The organism is Streptomyces sp. NPDC104096 (genome assembly GCF_055584385.1).
On sequence record NZ_JBVJMD010000002.1, the window covers coordinates 270,924 to 288,615 of the forward strand.

General features: G+C 72.9%; 15 protein-coding genes and 1 pseudogene. 11 read left to right on the plus strand and 5 right to left on the minus strand.

Annotation, left to right across the window (positions count from 1 at the left end; all coding sequences use genetic code 11):
- Window positions 1-41: 41 nt before the first annotated feature.
- The 5 genes from pdhA (ACZ60B_RS03685) to ACZ60B_RS03705 are packed head-to-tail and all read left to right on the plus strand — an operon-like array spanning window position 42 to window position 5,985.
- A complete protein-coding gene (gene pdhA, locus ACZ60B_RS03685; RefSeq protein ID WP_469383857.1) occupies window positions 42-1,187 on the plus strand; it encodes a pyruvate dehydrogenase (acetyl-transferring) E1 component subunit alpha in 1,146 nt (381 codons plus the stop codon).
- The gene (locus ACZ60B_RS03690; protein ID WP_469383858.1) at window positions 1,184-2,188 is read left to right on the plus strand and encodes an alpha-ketoacid dehydrogenase subunit beta; all 1,005 of its coding nucleotides are present in this window, start codon (window positions 1,184-1,186) and stop codon (window positions 2,186-2,188) included. Before pdhA (ACZ60B_RS03685) ends, ACZ60B_RS03690 begins: the two co-directional genes overlap by 4 nt.
- The gene (locus tag ACZ60B_RS03695) at window positions 2,188-3,600 is read left to right on the plus strand and encodes a dihydrolipoamide acetyltransferase family protein (protein WP_469383859.1); all 1,413 of its coding nucleotides are present in this window, start codon (window positions 2,188-2,190) and stop codon (window positions 3,598-3,600) included. The genes ACZ60B_RS03690 and ACZ60B_RS03695 overlap by 1 nt, the downstream gene beginning before the upstream one ends.
- Window positions 3,601-3,625: 25 nt before the next feature.
- Window positions 3,626-4,591 carry an NTP transferase domain-containing protein gene (locus tag ACZ60B_RS03700; RefSeq protein WP_469383860.1) on the plus strand — a complete coding sequence of 322 codons (966 nt, stop codon included), beginning with the start codon at window positions 3,626-3,628 and terminating at the stop codon, window positions 4,589-4,591.
- Window positions 4,588-5,985, plus strand: a complete 1,398-nt coding sequence (locus ACZ60B_RS03705) for a molybdopterin molybdotransferase MoeA (protein WP_469383861.1) — start codon at window positions 4,588-4,590, stop codon at window positions 5,983-5,985. The genes ACZ60B_RS03700 and ACZ60B_RS03705 overlap by 4 nt, the downstream gene beginning before the upstream one ends.
- A gap of 22 nt (window positions 5,986-6,007) precedes the next feature.
- Here ACZ60B_RS03705 and ACZ60B_RS03710 read toward each other — a convergent pair whose 3' ends face one another.
- Window positions 6,008-7,123, minus strand: a complete 1,116-nt coding sequence (locus tag ACZ60B_RS03710; protein WP_469383862.1) for a potassium channel family protein — start codon at window positions 7,121-7,123, stop codon at window positions 6,008-6,010.
- Window positions 7,124-7,179: 56 nt separating this feature from the next.
- Here ACZ60B_RS03710 and ACZ60B_RS03715 point away from each other — a divergent pair.
- Window positions 7,180-7,938, plus strand: a pseudogene (locus ACZ60B_RS03715) (potassium channel family protein); the annotation flags it as partial.
- A 100-nt stretch (window positions 7,939-8,038) separates the two neighbouring features.
- Window positions 8,039-9,031 (plus strand): NAD(P)H-quinone oxidoreductase, encoded by a 993-nt coding sequence (locus ACZ60B_RS03720; protein ID WP_469383863.1) that lies wholly within the window; start codon window positions 8,039-8,041, stop codon window positions 9,029-9,031.
- A gap of 43 nt (window positions 9,032-9,074) precedes the next feature.
- Here ACZ60B_RS03720 and ACZ60B_RS03725 read toward each other — a convergent pair whose 3' ends face one another.
- On the minus strand, window positions 9,075-9,371 hold the full coding sequence (locus ACZ60B_RS03725; RefSeq protein ID WP_469383864.1) for a hypothetical protein: 297 nt from the start codon (window positions 9,369-9,371) through the stop codon (window positions 9,075-9,077).
- A 4-nt stretch (window positions 9,372-9,375) separates the two neighbouring features.
- Here ACZ60B_RS03725 and ACZ60B_RS03730 point away from each other — a divergent pair, with 4 nt between their 5' ends.
- The gene (locus ACZ60B_RS03730) at window positions 9,376-9,540 is read left to right on the plus strand and encodes a hypothetical protein (RefSeq protein WP_469383865.1); all 165 of its coding nucleotides are present in this window, start codon (window positions 9,376-9,378) and stop codon (window positions 9,538-9,540) included.
- 398 nt (window positions 9,541-9,938) lie between these two features.
- The gene (locus tag ACZ60B_RS03735) at window positions 9,939-10,484 is read left to right on the plus strand and encodes a bacterial proteasome activator family protein (protein ID WP_469383866.1); all 546 of its coding nucleotides are present in this window, start codon (window positions 9,939-9,941) and stop codon (window positions 10,482-10,484) included.
- Window positions 10,485-10,574: 90 nt separating this feature from the next.
- Here the strand turns inward: ACZ60B_RS03735 and ACZ60B_RS03740 are convergent, their stop codons facing one another.
- Window positions 10,575-12,281, minus strand: coding sequence for a Stk1 family PASTA domain-containing Ser/Thr kinase (locus ACZ60B_RS03740; protein ID WP_469383867.1), 1,707 nt, complete (start codon window positions 12,279-12,281; stop codon window positions 10,575-10,577).
- A gap of 346 nt (window positions 12,282-12,627) precedes the next feature.
- Here ACZ60B_RS03740 and ACZ60B_RS03745 point away from each other — a divergent pair, with 346 nt between their 5' ends.
- Window positions 12,628-14,199 carry a protein kinase domain-containing protein gene (locus tag ACZ60B_RS03745; RefSeq protein ID WP_469383868.1) on the plus strand — a complete coding sequence of 524 codons (1,572 nt, stop codon included), beginning with the start codon at window positions 12,628-12,630 and terminating at the stop codon, window positions 14,197-14,199.
- Window positions 14,200-14,305: 106 nt separating this feature from the next.
- Here ACZ60B_RS03745 and ACZ60B_RS03750 read toward each other — a convergent pair whose 3' ends face one another.
- Together ACZ60B_RS03750 and ACZ60B_RS03755 are read right to left on the minus strand one after the other, a co-directional pair.
- Window positions 14,306-15,358, minus strand: coding sequence for a phosphotransferase (locus tag ACZ60B_RS03750; protein WP_469383869.1), 1,053 nt, complete (start codon window positions 15,356-15,358; stop codon window positions 14,306-14,308).
- A gap of 145 nt (window positions 15,359-15,503) precedes the next feature.
- Window positions 15,504-16,163 carry a response regulator gene (locus ACZ60B_RS03755; protein WP_469383870.1) on the minus strand — a complete coding sequence of 220 codons (660 nt, stop codon included), beginning with the start codon at window positions 16,161-16,163 and terminating at the stop codon, window positions 15,504-15,506.
- Between the two features lie 355 nt (window positions 16,164-16,518).
- Here ACZ60B_RS03755 and pdhA (ACZ60B_RS03760) point away from each other — a divergent pair, with 355 nt between their 5' ends.
- Window positions 16,519-17,691 (plus strand): pyruvate dehydrogenase (acetyl-transferring) E1 component subunit alpha, encoded by a 1,173-nt coding sequence (gene pdhA, locus ACZ60B_RS03760; RefSeq protein ID WP_469383871.1) that lies wholly within the window; start codon window positions 16,519-16,521, stop codon window positions 17,689-17,691.
- Window position 17,692 lies beyond the last annotated feature (1 nt).

Below are 17,692 nucleotides of genomic sequence, written 5' to 3' on the forward strand. Positions count from 1 at the left end.
CGACGCGCCTCCCGTAGCCACTCCCACGAGGAGGTGCCGTCATGACGGTGATGGAGCAGCGGGGCGGGTACCGCCCGACACCGCCGCCCGCCTGGCAGCCCAGGACCGACCCCGCGCCGCTGCTGCCCGACGCGGAGCCCTACCGCGTCCTCGGCACGCCGGCCGCCGCCAAGGCCGACCCGGAGCTGCTGCGGCGGCTGTACGCGCACGTGGTGCGCGGCCGCCGGTACAACGCGCAGGCCACCGCCCTCACCAAGCAGGGCCGGCTCGCCGTCTACCCCTCCACCACCGGGCAGGAGGCGAGCGAGGTCGCCGCCGCGCTCGCCCTCCAGGAGCGGGACTGGCTCTTCCCCAGCTACCGCGACACCCTGGCCGCCGTCGCGCGCGGGGTGGACCCGGTGCAGGCGCTCACCCTGCTGCGCGGTGACCGGCACACCGGCTACGACCCCTACGAGCACCGTGTCGCGCCCCTGTGCACACCGCTGGCCACCCAGCTCCCGCACGCCGTCGGCCTCGCCCACGCGGCCCGCCTCAAGGGCGACGACGTGGTCGCGCTCGCCATGGTCGGCGACGGCGGCACCAGCGAGGGCGACTTCCACGAGGCCCTGAACTTCGCCGCCGTCTGGCAGGCCCCGGTCGTCTTCCTGGTCCAGAACAACGGCTTCGCGATCTCCGTCCCGCTGGCCAAGCAGACCGCCGCGCCCTCCCTGGCCCACAAGGCCGTCGGGTACGGCATGCCGGGCCGCCTGGTCGACGGCAACGACGCGGCCGCGGTGCACGAGGTCCTCGGCGAGGCCGTGGACCGTGCGCGCCAGGGCGGCGGCCCCACCCTCGTCGAGGCGATCACGTACCGCATCGACGCCCACACCAACGCCGACGACGCGACCCGCTACCGAGCCGCCGACGAGGTCGAGACCTGGCGGGCGCACGACCCGGTCGTGCTGCTGGAGCGCGAGCTGACCGAGCGCGGCCTGCTCGACGAGGACGGCATCCGCGCGGTCCGCGACGACGCCGAGGCGATGGCCGCCGACCTGCGTGAACGCATGAACCAGGACCCGGTGCTCGACCCCATGGACCTGTTCGCCCACGTGTACGCCGAACCCACCCCGCAACTGCGCGAGCAGCGCGACCTGTTGCAGGCGGAACTGGCGGCCGGGCACGACGACCGGGAAGGTACCCACCGATGACCACGGTCGCCGTCAAGCCGGCCACCATGGCGCAGGCCCTCACACGGGCCCTGCGCGACGCCATGGCCGCCGACCCCGCGGTGCACGTCCTGGGTGAGGACGTCGGCACCCTCGGCGGTGTCTTCCGCGTCACCGACGGCCTCGCCAAGGAGTTCGGCGAGGACCGCTGCACGGACACCCCGCTGGCCGAGGCGGGCATCCTCGGCACGGCCGTCGGCATGGCGATGTACGGGCTGCGCCCGGTCGTCGAGATGCAGTTCGACGCGTTCGCCTACCCGGCGTTCGAGCAGCTCATCAGCCATGTCGCCCGGATGCGCAACCGCACCGGCGGAAAGATGCCGCTGCCGATCACCATCCGGGTCCCCTACGGCGGCGGCATCGGCGGTGTCGAGCACCACAGCGACTCCTCCGAGGCGTACTACATGGCGACCCCGGGGCTCCACGTCGTCACGCCCGCGACGGTCGCCGACGCCTACGGGCTGCTGCGCGCCTCCATCGCCTCCGACGACCCGGTCGTCTTCCTCGAACCCAAGCGCCTGTACTGGTCGAAGGACACCTGGAACCCGGAGGACCCGGGGACGGTCGAGCCGATCGGCCGCGCCGTGGTGCGGCGCACGGGCCGCAGTGCCACGCTCATCACCTACGGTCCGTCGGTGCCCGTCTGCCTCGAAGCCGCCGAGGCGGCCCGGGCGGAGGGCTGGGACCTCGAGGTCGTCGACCTGCGCTCCCTGGTGCCGTTCGACGACGAGACGGTCTGCGCCTCGGTGCGACGCACCGGACGGGCGGTCGTGGTGCACGAGTCGGGCGGCTTCGGCGGTCCCGGCGGGGAGATCGCCGCCCGGGTCACCGAGCGCTGCTTCCACCACCTGGAGGCACCGGTGCTGCGCGTCGCGGGATTCGACATCCCGTACCCGCCGCCGATGCTGGAGCGTCACCACCTGCCCGGCGTGGACCGGATCCTGGACGCCGTGGCGCGTCTGCAATGGGAGGCGGACAACTGATGGCACAGGTGCTGGAGTTCAAGCTCCCCGACCTCGGCGAGGGGCTCACCGAGGCGGAGATCGTGCGCTGGCTGGTGCAGGTCGGTGACGTCGTCGCCATCGACCAGCCGGTCGTCGAGGTCGAGACGGCCAAGGCGATGGTCGAGGTGCCCTGCCCCTACGGCGGTGTGGTCACCGCCCGCTTCGGCGACGAGGGCACCGAACTGCCCGTCGGAGCACCCCTGCTGACGGTCGCGGTCGGTGGACCGGCCACCGTCGAGGAGGACACGGGCTCCGGCAACGTCCTGGTCGGATACGGGACGGGAGCGGCTCCGGCGCGACGCAGGAGGGTCCGTCCCACGGACCGGCCGGTGTCCTCCGGAGGTTCACTGCCTTCCGGCGGGCAGCCGGCCTCCGCCGGGACCGTGGCCGCGGGGCGCGAGCCCGTGGCCGGTTCGTCCGTGGCCGGTTCGTCCGTTGCCGGTTCGTCCGTGGCCGCGTCGCTCTCCGACGGGCCCGTGCCCGTGATCTCTCCCCTCGTGCGCAGGCTCGCCCGGGAGAACGGGCTGGATCTGCGTGAGCTGACCGGCTCCGGGCCGGACGGGCTGATCCTGCGGGCGGACGTCGAGTACGCGCTGAAGGCCGCCACCGCCCCGCAGCGGGGGGCCGAACCCGCCGCCGCACCGCACCCGCGGGTGGCACCGGCGGCCGCGCAGCCGTCCCCCGCCGCGACCACCGCGACCGGCGAAACCCGAGTCCCCCTCAAGGGCATCCGGGGCGCCGTCGCCGACAAGCTGTCCCGCAGCCGGCGCGAGATCCCGGACGCGACCTGCTGGGTGGACGCCGACGCGACGGAGCTGATGCGGGCCCGGGCCGCCATGAACGCGGCCGGGGGACCGAAGATCTCCCTCATCGCGCTGCTGGCCCGGATCTGCACCGCGGCCCTGGCCCGTTATCCGGAGCTCAACTCCACCGTCGACCTGGAAGCCAGGGAGATCGTCCGGCTCGACCGGGTGCACCTGGGCTTCGCCGCGCAGACCGAACGCGGGCTGGTCGTCCCCGTGGTCCGGGACGCGCACGCACGGGACGCGGAGGGACTGACCGCGGAGTTCGCCCGGCTGACCGAGGCGGCCCGCACCGGCACGCTGACCCCCGGGGACCTCACCGGCGGGACCTTCACCCTGAACAACTACGGGGTGTTCGGCGTCGACGGTTCCACGCCGATCATCAACCACCCCGAGGCGGCCATGCTCGGCATCGGCCGCATCGTCCCCAGGCCCTGGGTGCACGAGGGCGAACTCGCGGTCCGGCAGGTCGTCCAGCTCTCGCTCACCTTCGACCACCGGGTGTGCGACGGCGGCACGGCGGGCGGGTTCCTGCGCTATGTGGCGGACTGCGTGGAACAGCCGGCGGTACTGCTCCGTTCCTTGTGATCGCCGCGGCGCGCATACTCGGTGCGTGACCGACTACGAGCCCTTCGGCGCCCCGGGGGCCCCGGGTGACCCCGGCGACGGTACGGCGTACGACGCCGTGGTGCTCGCCGGGGGCGGCGCCCGACGGCTCGGCGGCGCGGACAAGCCCGGAGTGCGGGTGGGCGGGCGGACGCTGCTCGACCGCGTGCTCGGCGCCTGTGCCGACGCGCGGACGACCGTCGTGGTGGCCGACCCCAGGCCCACCGCCCGGACCGTGCGATGGGCGCGGGAGGACCCGCCCGGCGCGGGACCCGTCGCCGCGCTCGACGCCGGGCTCCGGCACACCACGGCGGAACACGTCGTGGTGCTCTCCGCCGACCTGCCGTTCCTCGCGCCGGGAACGGTACGGCAGCTGCTCGGCGTCCTGCGGTCCTCGGGCGCGGACGGCGCGCTGCTCACCGACGCCGACGGCCGCGAACAGCCGTTGGTGGCCGCCTACCGCGTCCGGGCGCTGCGCCACGGTCTGCGCGCGCTCGCCGAGGAACACCCCGCCCACGAGGGCCGGGGCGGTCTCGTCGGACTGCCGCTGCGCAGGCTGACCGCCGGTCTCGATCTCACCCGTGTCCCGGACCCGGTCGCCTCTTTCGACTGCGACACCTGGGACGACATCGCCACCGCCAGGTCACGCATCAGGGAGCATGGGCACGTGTTGGATGAATGGATTTCCGCGGTCAAGGACGAACTGGGCATCGACCTGGACGTCGACACCGGCGTGCTGCTCGACCTCGCCAGAGACGCCGCCCACGGTGTCGCACGGCCCGCGGCGCCGCTGACCACCTTCCTGGTCGGCTACGCGGCCGCACGGGCCGAGGGCGGCCCCGAGGCGGTCGCGGAGGCCGCCCGCAAGGCCGCCGCGCTGGCGCTGCGCTGGGCGCAGGAGGATCCCGCAGGGGACAAGCCCGCCGAGCCGGCTCCGGACGCCGCCCCGGACAGCCGCCCGGACGCCGGGTGACCGCCCGTCGTGCCCCGGCCGGGCCGGGCGCCGAGAGTGTCCAGGACCCGGAGGACCTCGACGTCGAGGAGGTGCTCGCCCTCGTGAACGAGAACAGGGGTCCCGCCCCGGCCGCCCCTCGTCCCGCGACCGCCCCGAAGGCGGCCGACGAGCACGGGGAGGCGGCCCGCGCGCCGGAGGACCGTCACCACACGGCCACCCCCTGGCCCGAGGCACGCGCGATCGCCGAGCGGGCCGCCCGGCGCGCCGCCGCCCGCCGCGTTCCCGTCTCCGTCCTCCTCGACGGCGCCCTCGGCCTCGTCCTTGCCGCGCCGCTCGCCGCCCTCACCGACCTCCCCTCCTTCGACACCTCGGCCATGGACGGCTGGGCGGTCGCCGGTCCAGGCCCCTGGGACGTAGGGGGCGAAGGGATACTGGCGGGCCAGGCGGATCCCGGGGCGCTGGGCGACGGCCAGGCCGTCCGGATCGCCACCGGCGCCCGCGTCCCGTCGGACACGACCGCGGTGCTGCGCAGCGAGCACGGCCGCACGGACGACAAGGGCCGTCTGTACGCCACCCGTGGGGTCGCGCACGGGCAGGACATCCGCCCGCGTGGTCAGGAGTGCCGCAGCGGCGACCAGTTGCTCCCCACCGGCACCCTGGTGACCCCGGCCGTGCTCGGTCTCGCCGCGGCGGCCGGGTACGACACCCTCAGCGTGGTCCCGCGCCCCCGCGTCGACGTCCTCGTCCTCGGCGACGAACTGCTCACCGAGGGCCGGCCGCACGACGGTCTGATCAGGGACGCACTGGGCCCGATGCTGCCGCCCTGGCTGCGCGCCCTGGGCGCCGAGGTCACCTCCGTCCGCCATCTGGGCGACGACCCCAAGGCCCTGGGCAAGGCCCTCGCGACCTCCGACGCGGATCTGATCGTGACCACCGGCGGCACCGCTTCGGGTCCCGTCGACCACCTCCACCCCACGCTCGACCGGCTCGGTGCCGAGCTCCTGGTCGACGGCGTCCAGGTGCGTCCGGGACACCCCATGCTGCTGGCCCGGGTGCAGAGCGACCAGCATCTCGTCGGGCTGCCCGGCAACCCCCTCGCGGCCGTCTCCGGCCTGCTCACCCTTGCCGAGCCGCTGCTGCGCACCCTGGCCGCGCGTCCCGCTCCGGAGCCGTATGCCGTGCGCCTCCAGGAGGAGGCGCACGGGCATCCGAACGACACCCGGCTCATCCCCGTCGTGCTGCGCGGCGACCGTGCCCTGCCGTTGCACTACAACGGCCCGGCGATGCTGCGGGGCATCGCGGCGGCCGACGCCCTCGCGGTCGTACCGCCGGGCGGGGTCCGGCGGGATCAGGAGGCGGACCTGCTCGACCTGCCGTGGGCGAGTGGCGGCGTCGCCGCCTGTTTCACGTGAAACATCCCCACCCGCGCCACCGTCAGAGCGTGGCGGTGGGGACGGCCCGGCTCACGACGATGACGTGGTCCCCCGCGTGCATGTCGGTCAGCCGGGCGTCGGTGTAGTCCAGCAGCTGCCCGCCGCGTACTACGGCGACGACGAGGTCCGTGCTGTCGCGGGGCGCACGGCCCACCTCGTCGTCCAGGACGGGCCGCTCGATCAGGTCCAGGCCGCTGCCGAGGGTCATCAGGTCCTCCAGGGTCCGGGCCACCGACGGGCTCACCATGGCGACCCCGAGCAGCCTGCCCGCCGAGCTGGAGCTGGTGATGACGGTGTCCGCGCCGCTCTGTTTGAGCAGGGGCGCGTTCTCGTCCTCCCGGACGGCGGCGACGATCGTGGCGCGCCGGTTCAGCTGCCGGGCGGTCAGGGCGACCAGGGCGGCCGTGTCGTCGCGCTGCGGGGCCACGATCACCCGTGCGGCGTTCTGGACCTCGGCCTTGAGCAGGGTCTCGGAGCGGGTGGCGTCCCCGGTCACGGACACCAGTCCGTCCTCCCCGGCGAGGTCGGCTGCCTTGTGCTGGGCGTCCACGACGACGATCCGGTCCTTGGCGACGCCCTGACCGACCAGTGTCTGGACGGCGTGCCGGCCCTTGGTCCCGTAACCGATGACCACGACGTGGTCGCGGGTCCGGGCGCGCCAGCGGTGGATGCGGACCTGTTGGCGGGTGCGCTCGGTGAGGACCTCCAGAGTGGTGCCGACCAGGATGATCAGGAACAGCACACGCAGGGGCGTGACCAGGAGGATGTTGGTGAGCCGGGCGGAGTCGCTGACCGGGGTGATGTCGCCGTAGCCGGTGGTGGAGAGGGTGACCGTGGAGTAGTACGCGGCGTCGAGGAAGTCGACGGAGTCGTCGGCGTTGTCGTGGTAGCCGGCCCGGTCGACGTAGACGATCAGCGTGGTGACGGCCAGCACCAGCAGAGCCAGGGCCAGGCGGCGCAGTACCTGCTGCAAGGGAGGTGTGGTGCTCTGGGTCGGCATGGAGATGGACCGGCCCGCCTCGGCGTCGTCGCGCGCCTCGGTGTTGGTCCGGTACCAGACGGAACGCAGAAGCGAGAGCCTTTTCGTCCGGTATGGCGGTTGTCGCCGGTCGTTCATCGCGTGCCCCCTGTGGCGGTGATCGGGAAAGTCGGCACCATGGTGGCCGACACGGGCGTACACGTCACGAGCAACACGTCCGCCGCGGCGCGCCCGTCGCGGTCCATCACCATCGGAGGCCCACCTTGCGCGACCATATTGTCGTCGTCGGCTTCGGCACGAAGGGCCGGTCCGCGATCCGGTCCGCCTGTGCGTCCGGCCTGAAGAAGAACCAGGTCGTCGTGATCGACCCCAGCGCGACGGTGATCGCCGCCGCGACGGCCGAGGGCTACGAGGGGATCGTCGGGGACGCGACACGCAGCGATGTGCTGCGGCAGGCCGAGGTGCACCGGGCGGGTCGGATCATCATCGCCACCCAGCGCGACGACACGGCCGTCCTGGTGGTCCTGACGGCCCGGCAGCTCAACCGCACGGCGAAGATCGTGGCCGCCGTGCGCGAGGAGGAGAACGCCCCGCTGCTGAAGCAGTCCGGTGCCGACGAGGTCATCACCAGCGCCGGTGCAGCCGGCCGTCTGCTGGGCCTGTCGGTGCTCAGCCCCTCCGCCGGGCGGGTCATGGAGGACCTCATCCAGCAGGGCGTCGGACTCGATCTCGTCGAGCGGCCCGTCACCAAGGCCGAGGCGGGCCGCGGTCCGCGCGAGACCGACGACCTGGTGGTCAGTGTCGTACGGGGGCACCGCCTTCTCGGTTACGACGATCCGGCGGTCGGCCTCCTGGAGCCGACGGACCGGCTGATCACGATCGTCCGGGTGGCGCCGGACACCCCCCGGGGCACCTCCGGCGCGTCGAGTGTCCCGCCGCTCCCACCGGCCTGAGCGACGGCCCGGGCGCCGTCCTGCCGGTCCTGCGGCGCCGCTCCGAGGCCGGTGGGCGCCGCTCGCGGTCGGCAGACGCGGCGGGAGTAGCGTCGGTTCCATGTATGCGATCACGATTCCCGAAGCAGGCGGACCCGAGGCCCTGGTGTGGGCCGAGGTCCCCGATCCCGTACCGGGCGAGGGCGAGGTCCTGGTCGAGGTGGTGGCCAGTGCCGTAAACCGCGCCGACATCCTGCAACGGCAGGGCCTCTACAACCCCCCGCCGGGGGCGTCGCCGTACCCGGGCCTCGAGTGCTCCGGCCGGGTGGCCGCGGTGGGCACCGGCGTCTCCGGCTGGAACATCGGCGACGAGGTCTGCGCGCTGCTCGCGGGCGGCGGCTACGCCGAGAAGGTCGTCGTCCCGGCCGGTCAGCTGCTGCCCGTGCCCGAGGGGGTCGACCTGCGCCAGGCCGCGGCGCTGCCCGAGGTGGTGTGCACGGTCTGGTCGAACGTCTTCATGATCGCCCACCTCCGTCCGGGCGAGACGCTGCTCGTGCACGGCGGTTCCAGCGGCATCGGCACGATGGCGATCCAGCTCGCCAAGGCCGTCGGGGCCAGGGTCGCCGTCACCGCGGGCAGCAAGGAGAAGCTGGACGGCTGCGCGGAACTCGGCGCGGACATCCTGATCAACTACCGGGAGCAGGACTTCGTCGCCGAGGTCGAACGGGCCACGGGCGGCGCCGGTGCGGACGTCATCCTCGACAACATGGGTGCCAAGTACCTGGACCGCAACGTCCAGGCGCTCGCCGTCAACGGCCGCCTGGCGATCATCGGCATGCAGGGTGGGATCAAGGGCGAACTGAACATCGCCACCCTCCTCAACAAGCGCGCCGCGGTCGCCGCGACCTCACTGCGGGCCCGCCCGCTGTCCGAGAAGACGGCCATCGTCGCGGCCGTGCGCGAGCACGTCTGGCCGCTGATCTCGGGCGGCCGGGTGCGACCGGTGGTGGACCGCGAGATCCCCATGGACCAGGCGCCGGCCGCCCACCGGGTCGTGGAGGAGAGCGGCCACATCGGCAAGGTGCTGCTGGTGGCGGAGCACAACGTGGCCTGACCGCTCCGCCGGGGGTCCGGACGACGTGTTCTGCGCGGCGCGCTCAGCCGCGCCGCAGGCGCAGGGCCACGAACGCGAGGCCGAAGCCGAGACCCATCAGCATCAGACCGCTGCCGAGCGGCAGTATCCGCAGGACGGGTTCGGGGGTGCCCGCGGAGCGCGCGACGGTCTGGTGCGCGGGATCTCCGGGGGGCGTGGCGGGCGTCAGACCGGCTTCCTGGGGCGCCTCGGTGGACCGGCCGGCCGTCGAGGCGTCCGGGACGGCGGAGGCATCCGCGTCGTCCGGGTCCTCGTCCGTGCCGTCCGGGTACAGCGAGTCCTCCTCGCCCTCGATCCGCACCGCCGTGTCGTCCCGGCGTCCGGGCCGCTGCCGCCCCTCACCGGCCCGGCTGCCGGCCCGCTCGGGGTCGGCGGCGGACGCGGCGGACGCGGACGCGGAGGCGGAGGCCGAAGCGGAGCTTGAGCTCGACGCGGAGGCCGACGACGAGGCGGATGCGGATGCGGAGTGATGCGCGGAGCCGCCGTGTGAGGACGTGTGCGAAGACGTGTGCGAGGACTTCGGCGCGGCGGGCGCGACCGGTGCCACGGGTATGGGCGCGGCGGGTATGGGTGCCGCGGGTATGGGCGGGGCCGGGGCGGGCGAGGCCGCGCGGGGACGGACGCAGTCCGTCGCGTACGCCGGTCCGCTCCCGCCGACGAGCCCGCAGGCCAGTCCCAACAGTCCGCACACGCCCGCCGTGCGCCATATGTACCGCCTTGGAGTCACGTCGGTGACCCCCTCCCGCTGCCCGGTCGTCAGATTGCCAAGATCGAGGCAATCAGCGTCACACGGGAGGACGATCCGGGCATTCCGGATTCGGCCGAGGGAGGGACGTGACGGGGTGTGGTGGTGCGAGAGAATGACGGCATGGAGATGCCGAGCAACGAAAAGTCGCCGGAGAACGCCCAGAAGATCCTGGTCGTGGGCCAGGATGGCATGGCACTCGGTGGCACGGACGCGGACGACGACTCGCGCGAGATCCCGGTGACGGAGATGGTGGAGCAGCCCGCGAAGGTCATGCGGATCGGCAGCATGATCAAGCAGCTGCTCGAGGAGGTGCGGGCAGCTCCCCTGGACGAGGCGAGCCGGGTCCGGCTCAAGGAGATCCACGCGAGCTCGGTGAAGGAACTGGAGGACGGACTGGCTCCGGAGCTCGTCGAGGAGCTGGAGCGGCTGTCCCTGCCGTTCGCGGACGAGGCGACCCCGAGCGACGCGGAACTGCGCATCGCGCAGGCCCAGTTGGTGGGCTGGCTGGAGGGCCTCTTCCACGGGATCCAGACCACGTTGTTCGCCCAGCAGATGGCGGCCCGCGCCCAGTTGGAGCAGATGCGCCGCGCCCTTCCGCCGGGCGCGAGCCACGAGGGCCTCGAGGACCCGCGCACGGTCGGCCGCACCGGTGGGCCGTATCTCTAGATCACCGGACGTGTGAGCACGCCACGGCCCTGTTCCGGACCCGACGGTCCCGGGACGGGGCCGGTCGCTTCTCCCGGGGCAGGACGCGGGTCAGGACGGGGGGTTGCCCGTCGAGACGGTGAGCGTGATCTCGGGTACCGCCTTGGGGTCGACGTCCGTACCGGCCGGCGGGAACTGGTCCCGGACCGAGCCCTCGCCGTAGGTGTTCTCGTCGACCTCCGTGATCTTCATCTTCCAGCCGGCGGCCTGGAAGCACTCCTTGACCGACTTGATGTACTTGAACTGGAAGTCCGGGAGCCGGATCTTGTTCGGGTCGTTGTACGACTCCTGCGGCTCGCTGCACTCCGTCGGGTCGATCGTCTTCGACGTGTCCGGGCCGCGATAGCCCGCCACCTTGCCGTCCGAGGTCGGCGCCGAGGCCGAGGTCGAGGCGCTCGTGCTGCTCCCGCCCTGGCCCCCGTTGTCGTCGCCGTCGCCGTTCATGTCGAGGGCCACGAGCAGACCGCCCACCGCGACCAGCGAGACGAGGATCGCCCCGACGACGACCGACCGGTTGCCGCCGCCCGAGGGCGTCTTGGCGGTCACGGTCTGCGGGGTGTGGTGGTACGGGGCAGGCGTGGACGGCCCGTGCTGCGGGGAGTACCCGGGAACCGGCGTCCCGTAGCCGCCCTGGTGGCCCGGGGGCGTCGGGTGCGCCTGCTGCGGGTAGCCGTACGCCGGAGCCGGACCGGGCGGCGTCGGCGCCGCGGTGCCGTACGGGCCGGGCGGTGTCGGCTGGTACGGCGTCTGCACCGGGCCGGTCGGCACCGGGCCGGTCGGCGCCGCAGTCGCCTGGTCGACCGGCGGGAACACCGCGGCGCTGACCCCCGCCCCGCTCGACGTCTGGGCCCCGGGGACGATGCTCGGCGCGGCCGCCTGGAGGGAGGCCGCCACCCGCAGGCACTCGTCGCGCATGGCGACGGCGGTCGGAAAGCGCTCGTTCGGGTTCTTCTTCAGCGCGCGGGCGATCAGCGCGTCCACGGCGGGCGGCAGCGCGCGGTTGATCGAGGAGGGAGCCACCGGCTCCTCCTGGACATGCGCGTACGCGATCGCCAGCGGCGAGTCCGCCTCGAACGGCAGCCGCCCGGTGACCAGCTGGAACAGCATGATGCCGACCGAGTACAGGTCGCTGCGCGCGTCCACGCCCCGGCCGAGGGCCTGCTCGGGGGAGAGGTACTGCGGGGTGCCGACGACCATGCCGGTCTGCGTCATGGAGGTGACGCCGGACTGCATGGCGCGGGCGATGCCGAAGTCCATCACCTTGACGACGCCGCGCTTGGTCACCATCACGTTGCCGGGCTTGATGTCACGGTGCACCAGCCCCATCTCGTGGCTGATCTCCAGCGCCGCGAGCACGTCCGCGGTGACCTTCAGGGCCTTGTCGGCGGGCATCGCGCCGAGCGTGCGCACGTCCTCGTCGAGGACCGACCCGAGCGGACGGCCCTCTACGTACTCCATGACGATGTACGGAGTCGTCGTCCCGTCGACGTCGTCCTCGCCGGTGTCGAAGACGGAGACGATGTTGGTGTGGGTGAGCTTGGCCACGGCCTGGGCCTCGCGGCGGAACCGCTCCCGGAAGGCCTGCTCCCGGCCCAGTTCGGTGTGCAGGGTCTTCACCGCGACCTGGCGGTCGAGCACGGCGTCGTAGGCGAGGTGCACGGAGGCCATGCCGCCTTCGCCGAGCAAGTCGCGCAGCTGGTAGCGGCCGCCGGCGAGGGCGCGCCCCGCGTACCGGCCGTTCGCCCCGTCCTGGCTCATCTCCGCTTGTCCCCCATAGCCGTCTGCGCATATCCGCCTGCGCCATGACCGTCGTTGATCGAATGACCCATTCTCGGCCAAGTCTGCCCCAGGGCACGGACACGTCAAGCTCGGTGCCCGTTCCGTGACCGTACGCGAAAGAAGCGTCGCGCAAGCGTTACAGGTGCCGAACCGGCGGTGGACAGGATTTGCGCGACAGCGCGTGCTACGGCTTTGATGGCCGATCCGTCCTCGGCCGATCGAGGGGGTCGCCCCGGACCGGAGGCTTGCGCCGAGGCTGTAGCGTGGCCGACGGAGACCGTGAAAACACCGCGCGCACCGCGGGCAGAAACGACGGCGAGGACCGATGGCACAGCAGCAGCGCGCCCAGGGCCCGTCCGACCCCGAGGCGACTGGCGGCGGAATGTCAGATGCGCCGGAGTTGTGGGGTAACGGCGGACTGGTGGGGGACGGCCGGTACCGGCTCACCCACAGACTGGGCCGGGGCGGAATGGCCGAGGTGTTCGCGGCCGAGGACGTACGGCTCGGGCGCACCGTCGCCGTCAAGCTGCTGCGCGCCGATCTCGCCGAGGACCCGACCTCCAAGGCCCGCTTCACGCGCGAGGCACAGTCGGTGGCCGGCCTGAACCACCACGCGATCGTCGCCGTGTACGACTCCGGCGAGGACATCGTGGGCGGCCAGTCGGTGCCGTACATCGTGATGGAGCTGGTCGAGGGCCGCACCATCCGCGATCTGCTGATCGACGCCGAGGCGCCGGGGCCCGAGCAGGCCCTGATCATCGTCTCCGGGGTGCTGGAGGCGCTCGCCTACTCGCACCAGCACGGCATCGTGCACCGCGACATCAAGCCGGCGAACGTCATCATCACCGACAACGGCGCCGTGAAGGTGATGGACTTCGGCATCGCCCGCGCCCTGCACGGGGCGTCGACGACGATGACGCAGACCGGCATGGTCATGGGCACCCCGCAGTACCTCTCCCCCGAGCAGGCGCTGGGCAAGGCCGTCGACTACCGCTCCGACCTGTACGCGACGGGCTGCCTGCTGTACGAACTCCTCGCGCTGCGTCCGCCGTTCATCGGCGAGACCCCGCTGTCGGTGGTCTACCAGCACGTCCAGGACATCCCGACGCCGCCGTCCGAGCACGCCGACGCCGCGCCGCCGGAGCTCGACGGGCTCGTCATGCGCTCGCTCGCCAAGGACCCCGACGACCGGTTCCAGACGGCGGAGGAGATGCGCGGCCTGGTCCAGTACGGCCTGCAGATGCTGTACGACCAGGGCAGCCACACCGGCACCTGGAACACCGGCCCGGTGCAGGCGCACGACGGCCGGCACGCCCCGTCGGCCGGATTCGCGAACACGACCGTGCTGCCGCACGGCGGCGACGGCTCCGGCACCACGATGATCCCGCAGCCGATCCTGCCGGCCGGGTACGGCAGCGGTGACGACGGCGGTTTCGAGGGGCACGGCAACCGGGGCAGCGGCCGCGGCAAGCTGTGGATCCTCGCCGTCCTCGCGGTGATCGCGGTCGTGGCGGGCGTGGCGCTGGCGCTGAAGAACGGGGGTGGTACCGGGTCCGGCACGGGCACCTCGCCGTCGCCGACGGTCTCGCACAGCGCCGTGGACGACAAGGCCACCGAGACCCCGAGCGACGAGGTCACCGACGACTCCTCGGACACCTCGTCGGACGACAGCCAGGGCAACGGCTCGCACTACAAGCCGTCGTACACGCCGTCGTGGACGCCGTCCGAGACGCCCTCCAGCGAGCCGTCGTACGAGCCGACCGACGACCCGACCACCGGCGACGACCCGTCGTCCGCGCCCTCGCAGACGGCGTCGAACCCGTCCACGCCCGCGGACCCGACCGACGGCGGCACGGACACCGGCGGCGCCACGGACGGAGCGGCGGGCGGCCTCTGACCGACCGCCGGCCCGCCCGGCGACGGCCTTCCGGCCGTCCGGCGGCCGCCCGACAGCACTGCGACGCGCGCGTGCACCCGAGGACCGGGTGCACGCGCGCGTCGCGTCACCCCGCGAACGCCTCGCACACCGCGTCGTACTCCCGTGTCCACCACATCACGAGCGCCGAGGCCGCCGGGAACTGGGGATCCGCGCGGGTGTCGCCCCGCTCGTAGTGCCAGCGCAGCATCCAGAAGTCGTTCAGGCGCTCCCACCAGACCCGGTGGACGGCCGCGGCGAGCTCCGAGGGGCCGGCCCCCGCCGAGCGGCGGTAGGCGCGCGCGTAGGCCCGCGTCTTCGGCAGGTCGAGGGCGCCCACCGGTCGTACGAAGAAGATCGCGGCGGCGCGTACGGCCTCCTCGGCGCGGGGCTGCACGCCCAGACGGTCCCAGTCGACGATCGCGGCCGGGGCGTCGCCCTTGTAGAGCAGGTTGAACGGATGGAAGTCGCCGTGCACCCAGCCCACCGAGGCCCCGCGCGGCGGCCTCCGGTCCGCGTGCCGCTCCAGCAGGGCGCGGCGTTCCAGCAGCCGGTGCCGGGCCAGTTCGTCGAAGGAGTCGGCGGGGCGGTGCCGGCCGACCCGGGCGAGCAGGTCGTCGATCAGGGCGAACGTGGAGTCCGGATCGGCGCTCTCCACGGGATGGGGGCTCGTGGCGGGACGGGTGCGCCCCTTCGGTGGCATCACACGCTCCAGACAGGCGTGCACGGCCCCCAGCAGCCCGCCGAGGCGTGCGCACTGCCCGGTGGTGAGCTGGCCGCCGTGGCGGTGGCGGCCGTCGATCCAGGGGTGCAGGGCGTAGGCGTGGCCGCCGACCACGGCGACGGTGCGCCCGTCGCGGCCGGTCAGCGGCGGGGCCACCGGGACGCCCAGGTCCGCCAGGCGCTGGGTGGCCCGGTGCCGGCGCTCGATCGCGGCCGGGTCGGCGGTGTCGGGATCGAAGTGGTGCTTGAGGAAGTAGCGGCCGCGGGTGGTGCACAGGCGGTAGCCGCGGTTCAGCAGCCCCTGGTCGACGGGCTCGCAGGCGAGGGCGGACCCGGCGGCGTACTGGCGCAGGAGGGCGCTCAACGGCGGCGACGGGGGCGCGTGAGGTGCACGGGGTGGTACGGAAAGGCGCGGCACGCGCCAGATGCTAGGGCACCGGACAAGGCTGTGAGCTGGGCGTTGTCACAGTAAGTCGCGGTCAGTCGCTTGTGATCACATAGTGTGCTCGAACCGGTCCCGGCGGCCTTCGACGCCGCCCATGAGGATCACCGCGCACGCGTGTTCACTCTTTTCCGGCCTGCATCCGGGCCACGAAGGCGGCGGCCTGGGAGCGCCGCTGCATCTCGAGTTTCGCCAGCAGACCCGAGACGTAGTTCTTGATCGTCTTCTCGGCGAGGTGCAGCCGCTCGCCGATCTGGCGATTGGTGAGCCCCTCGCCGATCAGGTCGAGGATCCTGCGCTCCTGCTCCGTCAGCCGGGCGAGCCGGTCGTCGGCCCTGGCCCGCCCGCCCTCGTGCAGGCGCTCGCGCACGCGCGCGGCGGCCTGCGGGTCGAGCAGCGACTTCCCGGCGGCGACGGCACGGACGGCGGTCAGCAGCTCGTTGCCCCGGATGGCCTTCAGCACATAGCCGGAGGCACCCGCCATGATCGCGTCCAGGAGGGCCTCGTCGTCCGCGAACGAGGTCAGCATCAGACATCTGACCGAGTCGTCCCGGGACCGGACCTCCCGGCACACCTCCACCCCGCTGCCGTCCGGCAGGCGGACGTCGAGGACCGCCACGTCGGGCCGGGTGGCCGGAATTCGCGCCAGGGCCTCGGCGGCCGTACCGGCCTCGCCCACCACCTCGATGTCGTCCTCGACGGAGAGCATCTCGTGCACTCCGCGGCGCACCACCTCGTGGTCATCGAGGAGGAAGACCCTGATTTTTCCCTCTTCGCGCACCTGGTCAGTTTCCCACGTCAGCTCTTCCCGTGACATGGGTGACCGGGATAACGTGCCGTTGCTCCGGCCTCCTGCAAGGCTGTGACCAGCGACCTTCCCGTCCATCCCGATTTACTTGGAAATCCAAGCAAAATCGCAGGTCAGGAGGGGTTTCACAGAAATGTGGAGCACTGGGTAACGTGACTGTTGCAGGGCGCTCGCCGGGGCACCTGTCACGCCTGTTCCCGGCCGAGTGGCACCCACCCCGTGCACGGGTGCCGGAACAGGTGAGCCGCTCCCCCCGGCTCCAAAAAGGAGCAGGGGGGACCCCAGCCTGCCGGCAACCCCGGGGGCCGGACCGACGGAGGAGCTACACGTGACCGTGGAGAGCACTGCCGCGCGCAAGCCGCGACGCAGCGCCGGTACCAAGCGCACGAGCGCCGGCAGGACGCCGGACACAGCGGGCGCGGAGCCGGAGCTCGTCCAGCTGCTGACGCCCGAGGGCAAGCGCGTCAAGAACGCCGACTACGACCAGTACGTCGCCGACGTGACGCCCGACGAGCTCCGTGGTCTGTACCGCGACATGGTGCTCACCCGACGCTTCGACGCCGAGGCCACGTCCTTGCAGCGCCAGGGCGAGCTGGGCCTGTGGGCCTCGCTGCTCGGCCAGGAGGCCGCCCAGATCGGCTCCGGCCGCGCCCTGCGCGACGACGACTACGTCTTCCCGACCTACCGCGAGCACGGCGTCGCCTGGTGCCGCGGGGTCGACCCGACCAACCTGCTCGGCATGTTCCGCGGCGTGAACAACGGCGGCTGGGACCCCAACAGCAACAACTTCCACCTGTACACGATCGTCCTCGGCTCGCAGACCCTGCACGCCACCGGCTACGCGATGGGCGTCTCCAAGGACGGCGCGGACTCCGCCGTGCTCGCGTACTTCGGCGACGGCGCCTCCAGCCAGGGCGACGTCAACGAGTCGTTCGTCTTCTCGGCGGTCTACAACGCTCCGGTCGTGTTCTTCTGCCAGAACAACCAGTGGGCGATCTCCGAGCCCATCGAGAAGCAGACCCGCGTCCCGCTCTACCAGCGCGCCCGTGGCTTCGGCTTCCCCGGCGTCCGGGTCGACGGCAACGACGTCCTGGCCTGCCTCGCGGTGACCCGCGCGGCCCTGGAGCGCGCCCGGCGCGGCGAGGGACCGACGCTGGTGGAGGCGTTCACGTACCGCATGGCCGCCCACACCACCTCCGACGACCCGACCCGCTACCGCCGCGACGCGGAGCGCGAGGCGTGGGAGGCCAAGGACCCGATCCTGCGCCTGCGGGCCTACCTGGAGAGCGAGGGCCACGCCGACGCGGCCTTCTTCGAGGAGCTCGAGACGGAGAGCGAGACGCTCGGCAAGCACGTCCGCGAGGTCGTCCGGGCCATGCCCGTCCCGGAGCACATGGCGATCTTCGACAACGTGTACGCGGACGGGCACGCGCTCGTCGACGAGGAGCGCGCGCAGTTCGCCGCCTACCAGGCGTCCTTCACGGGCGGAGAGGCCGAGTAAT

Bases quoted from the DNA above. Each gene is read 5' to 3' on its own strand.
- pdhA (WP_469383857.1), top strand. From the start codon at position 42: ATGACGGTGATGGAGCAGCGGGGCGGGTACCGCCCGACACCGCCGCCC.
- ACZ60B_RS03690 (WP_469383858.1), top strand. From the start codon at position 1,184: ATGACCACGGTCGCCGTCAAGCCGGCCACCATGGCGCAGGCCCTCACA.
- ACZ60B_RS03695 (WP_469383859.1), top strand. From the start codon at position 2,188: ATGGCACAGGTGCTGGAGTTCAAGCTCCCCGACCTCGGCGAGGGGCTC.
- ACZ60B_RS03710 (WP_469383862.1), bottom strand. From the start codon at position 7,123: ATGAACGACCGGCGACAACCGCCATACCGGACGAAAAGGCTCTCGCTT.
- ACZ60B_RS03720 (WP_469383863.1), top strand. From the start codon at position 8,039: ATGTATGCGATCACGATTCCCGAAGCAGGCGGACCCGAGGCCCTGGTG.
- ACZ60B_RS03735 (WP_469383866.1), top strand. From the start codon at position 9,939: ATGGAGATGCCGAGCAACGAAAAGTCGCCGGAGAACGCCCAGAAGATC.
- ACZ60B_RS03740 (WP_469383867.1), bottom strand. From the start codon at position 12,281: ATGAGCCAGGACGGGGCGAACGGCCGGTACGCGGGGCGCGCCCTCGCC.
- ACZ60B_RS03745 (WP_469383868.1), top strand. From the start codon at position 12,628: ATGGCACAGCAGCAGCGCGCCCAGGGCCCGTCCGACCCCGAGGCGACT.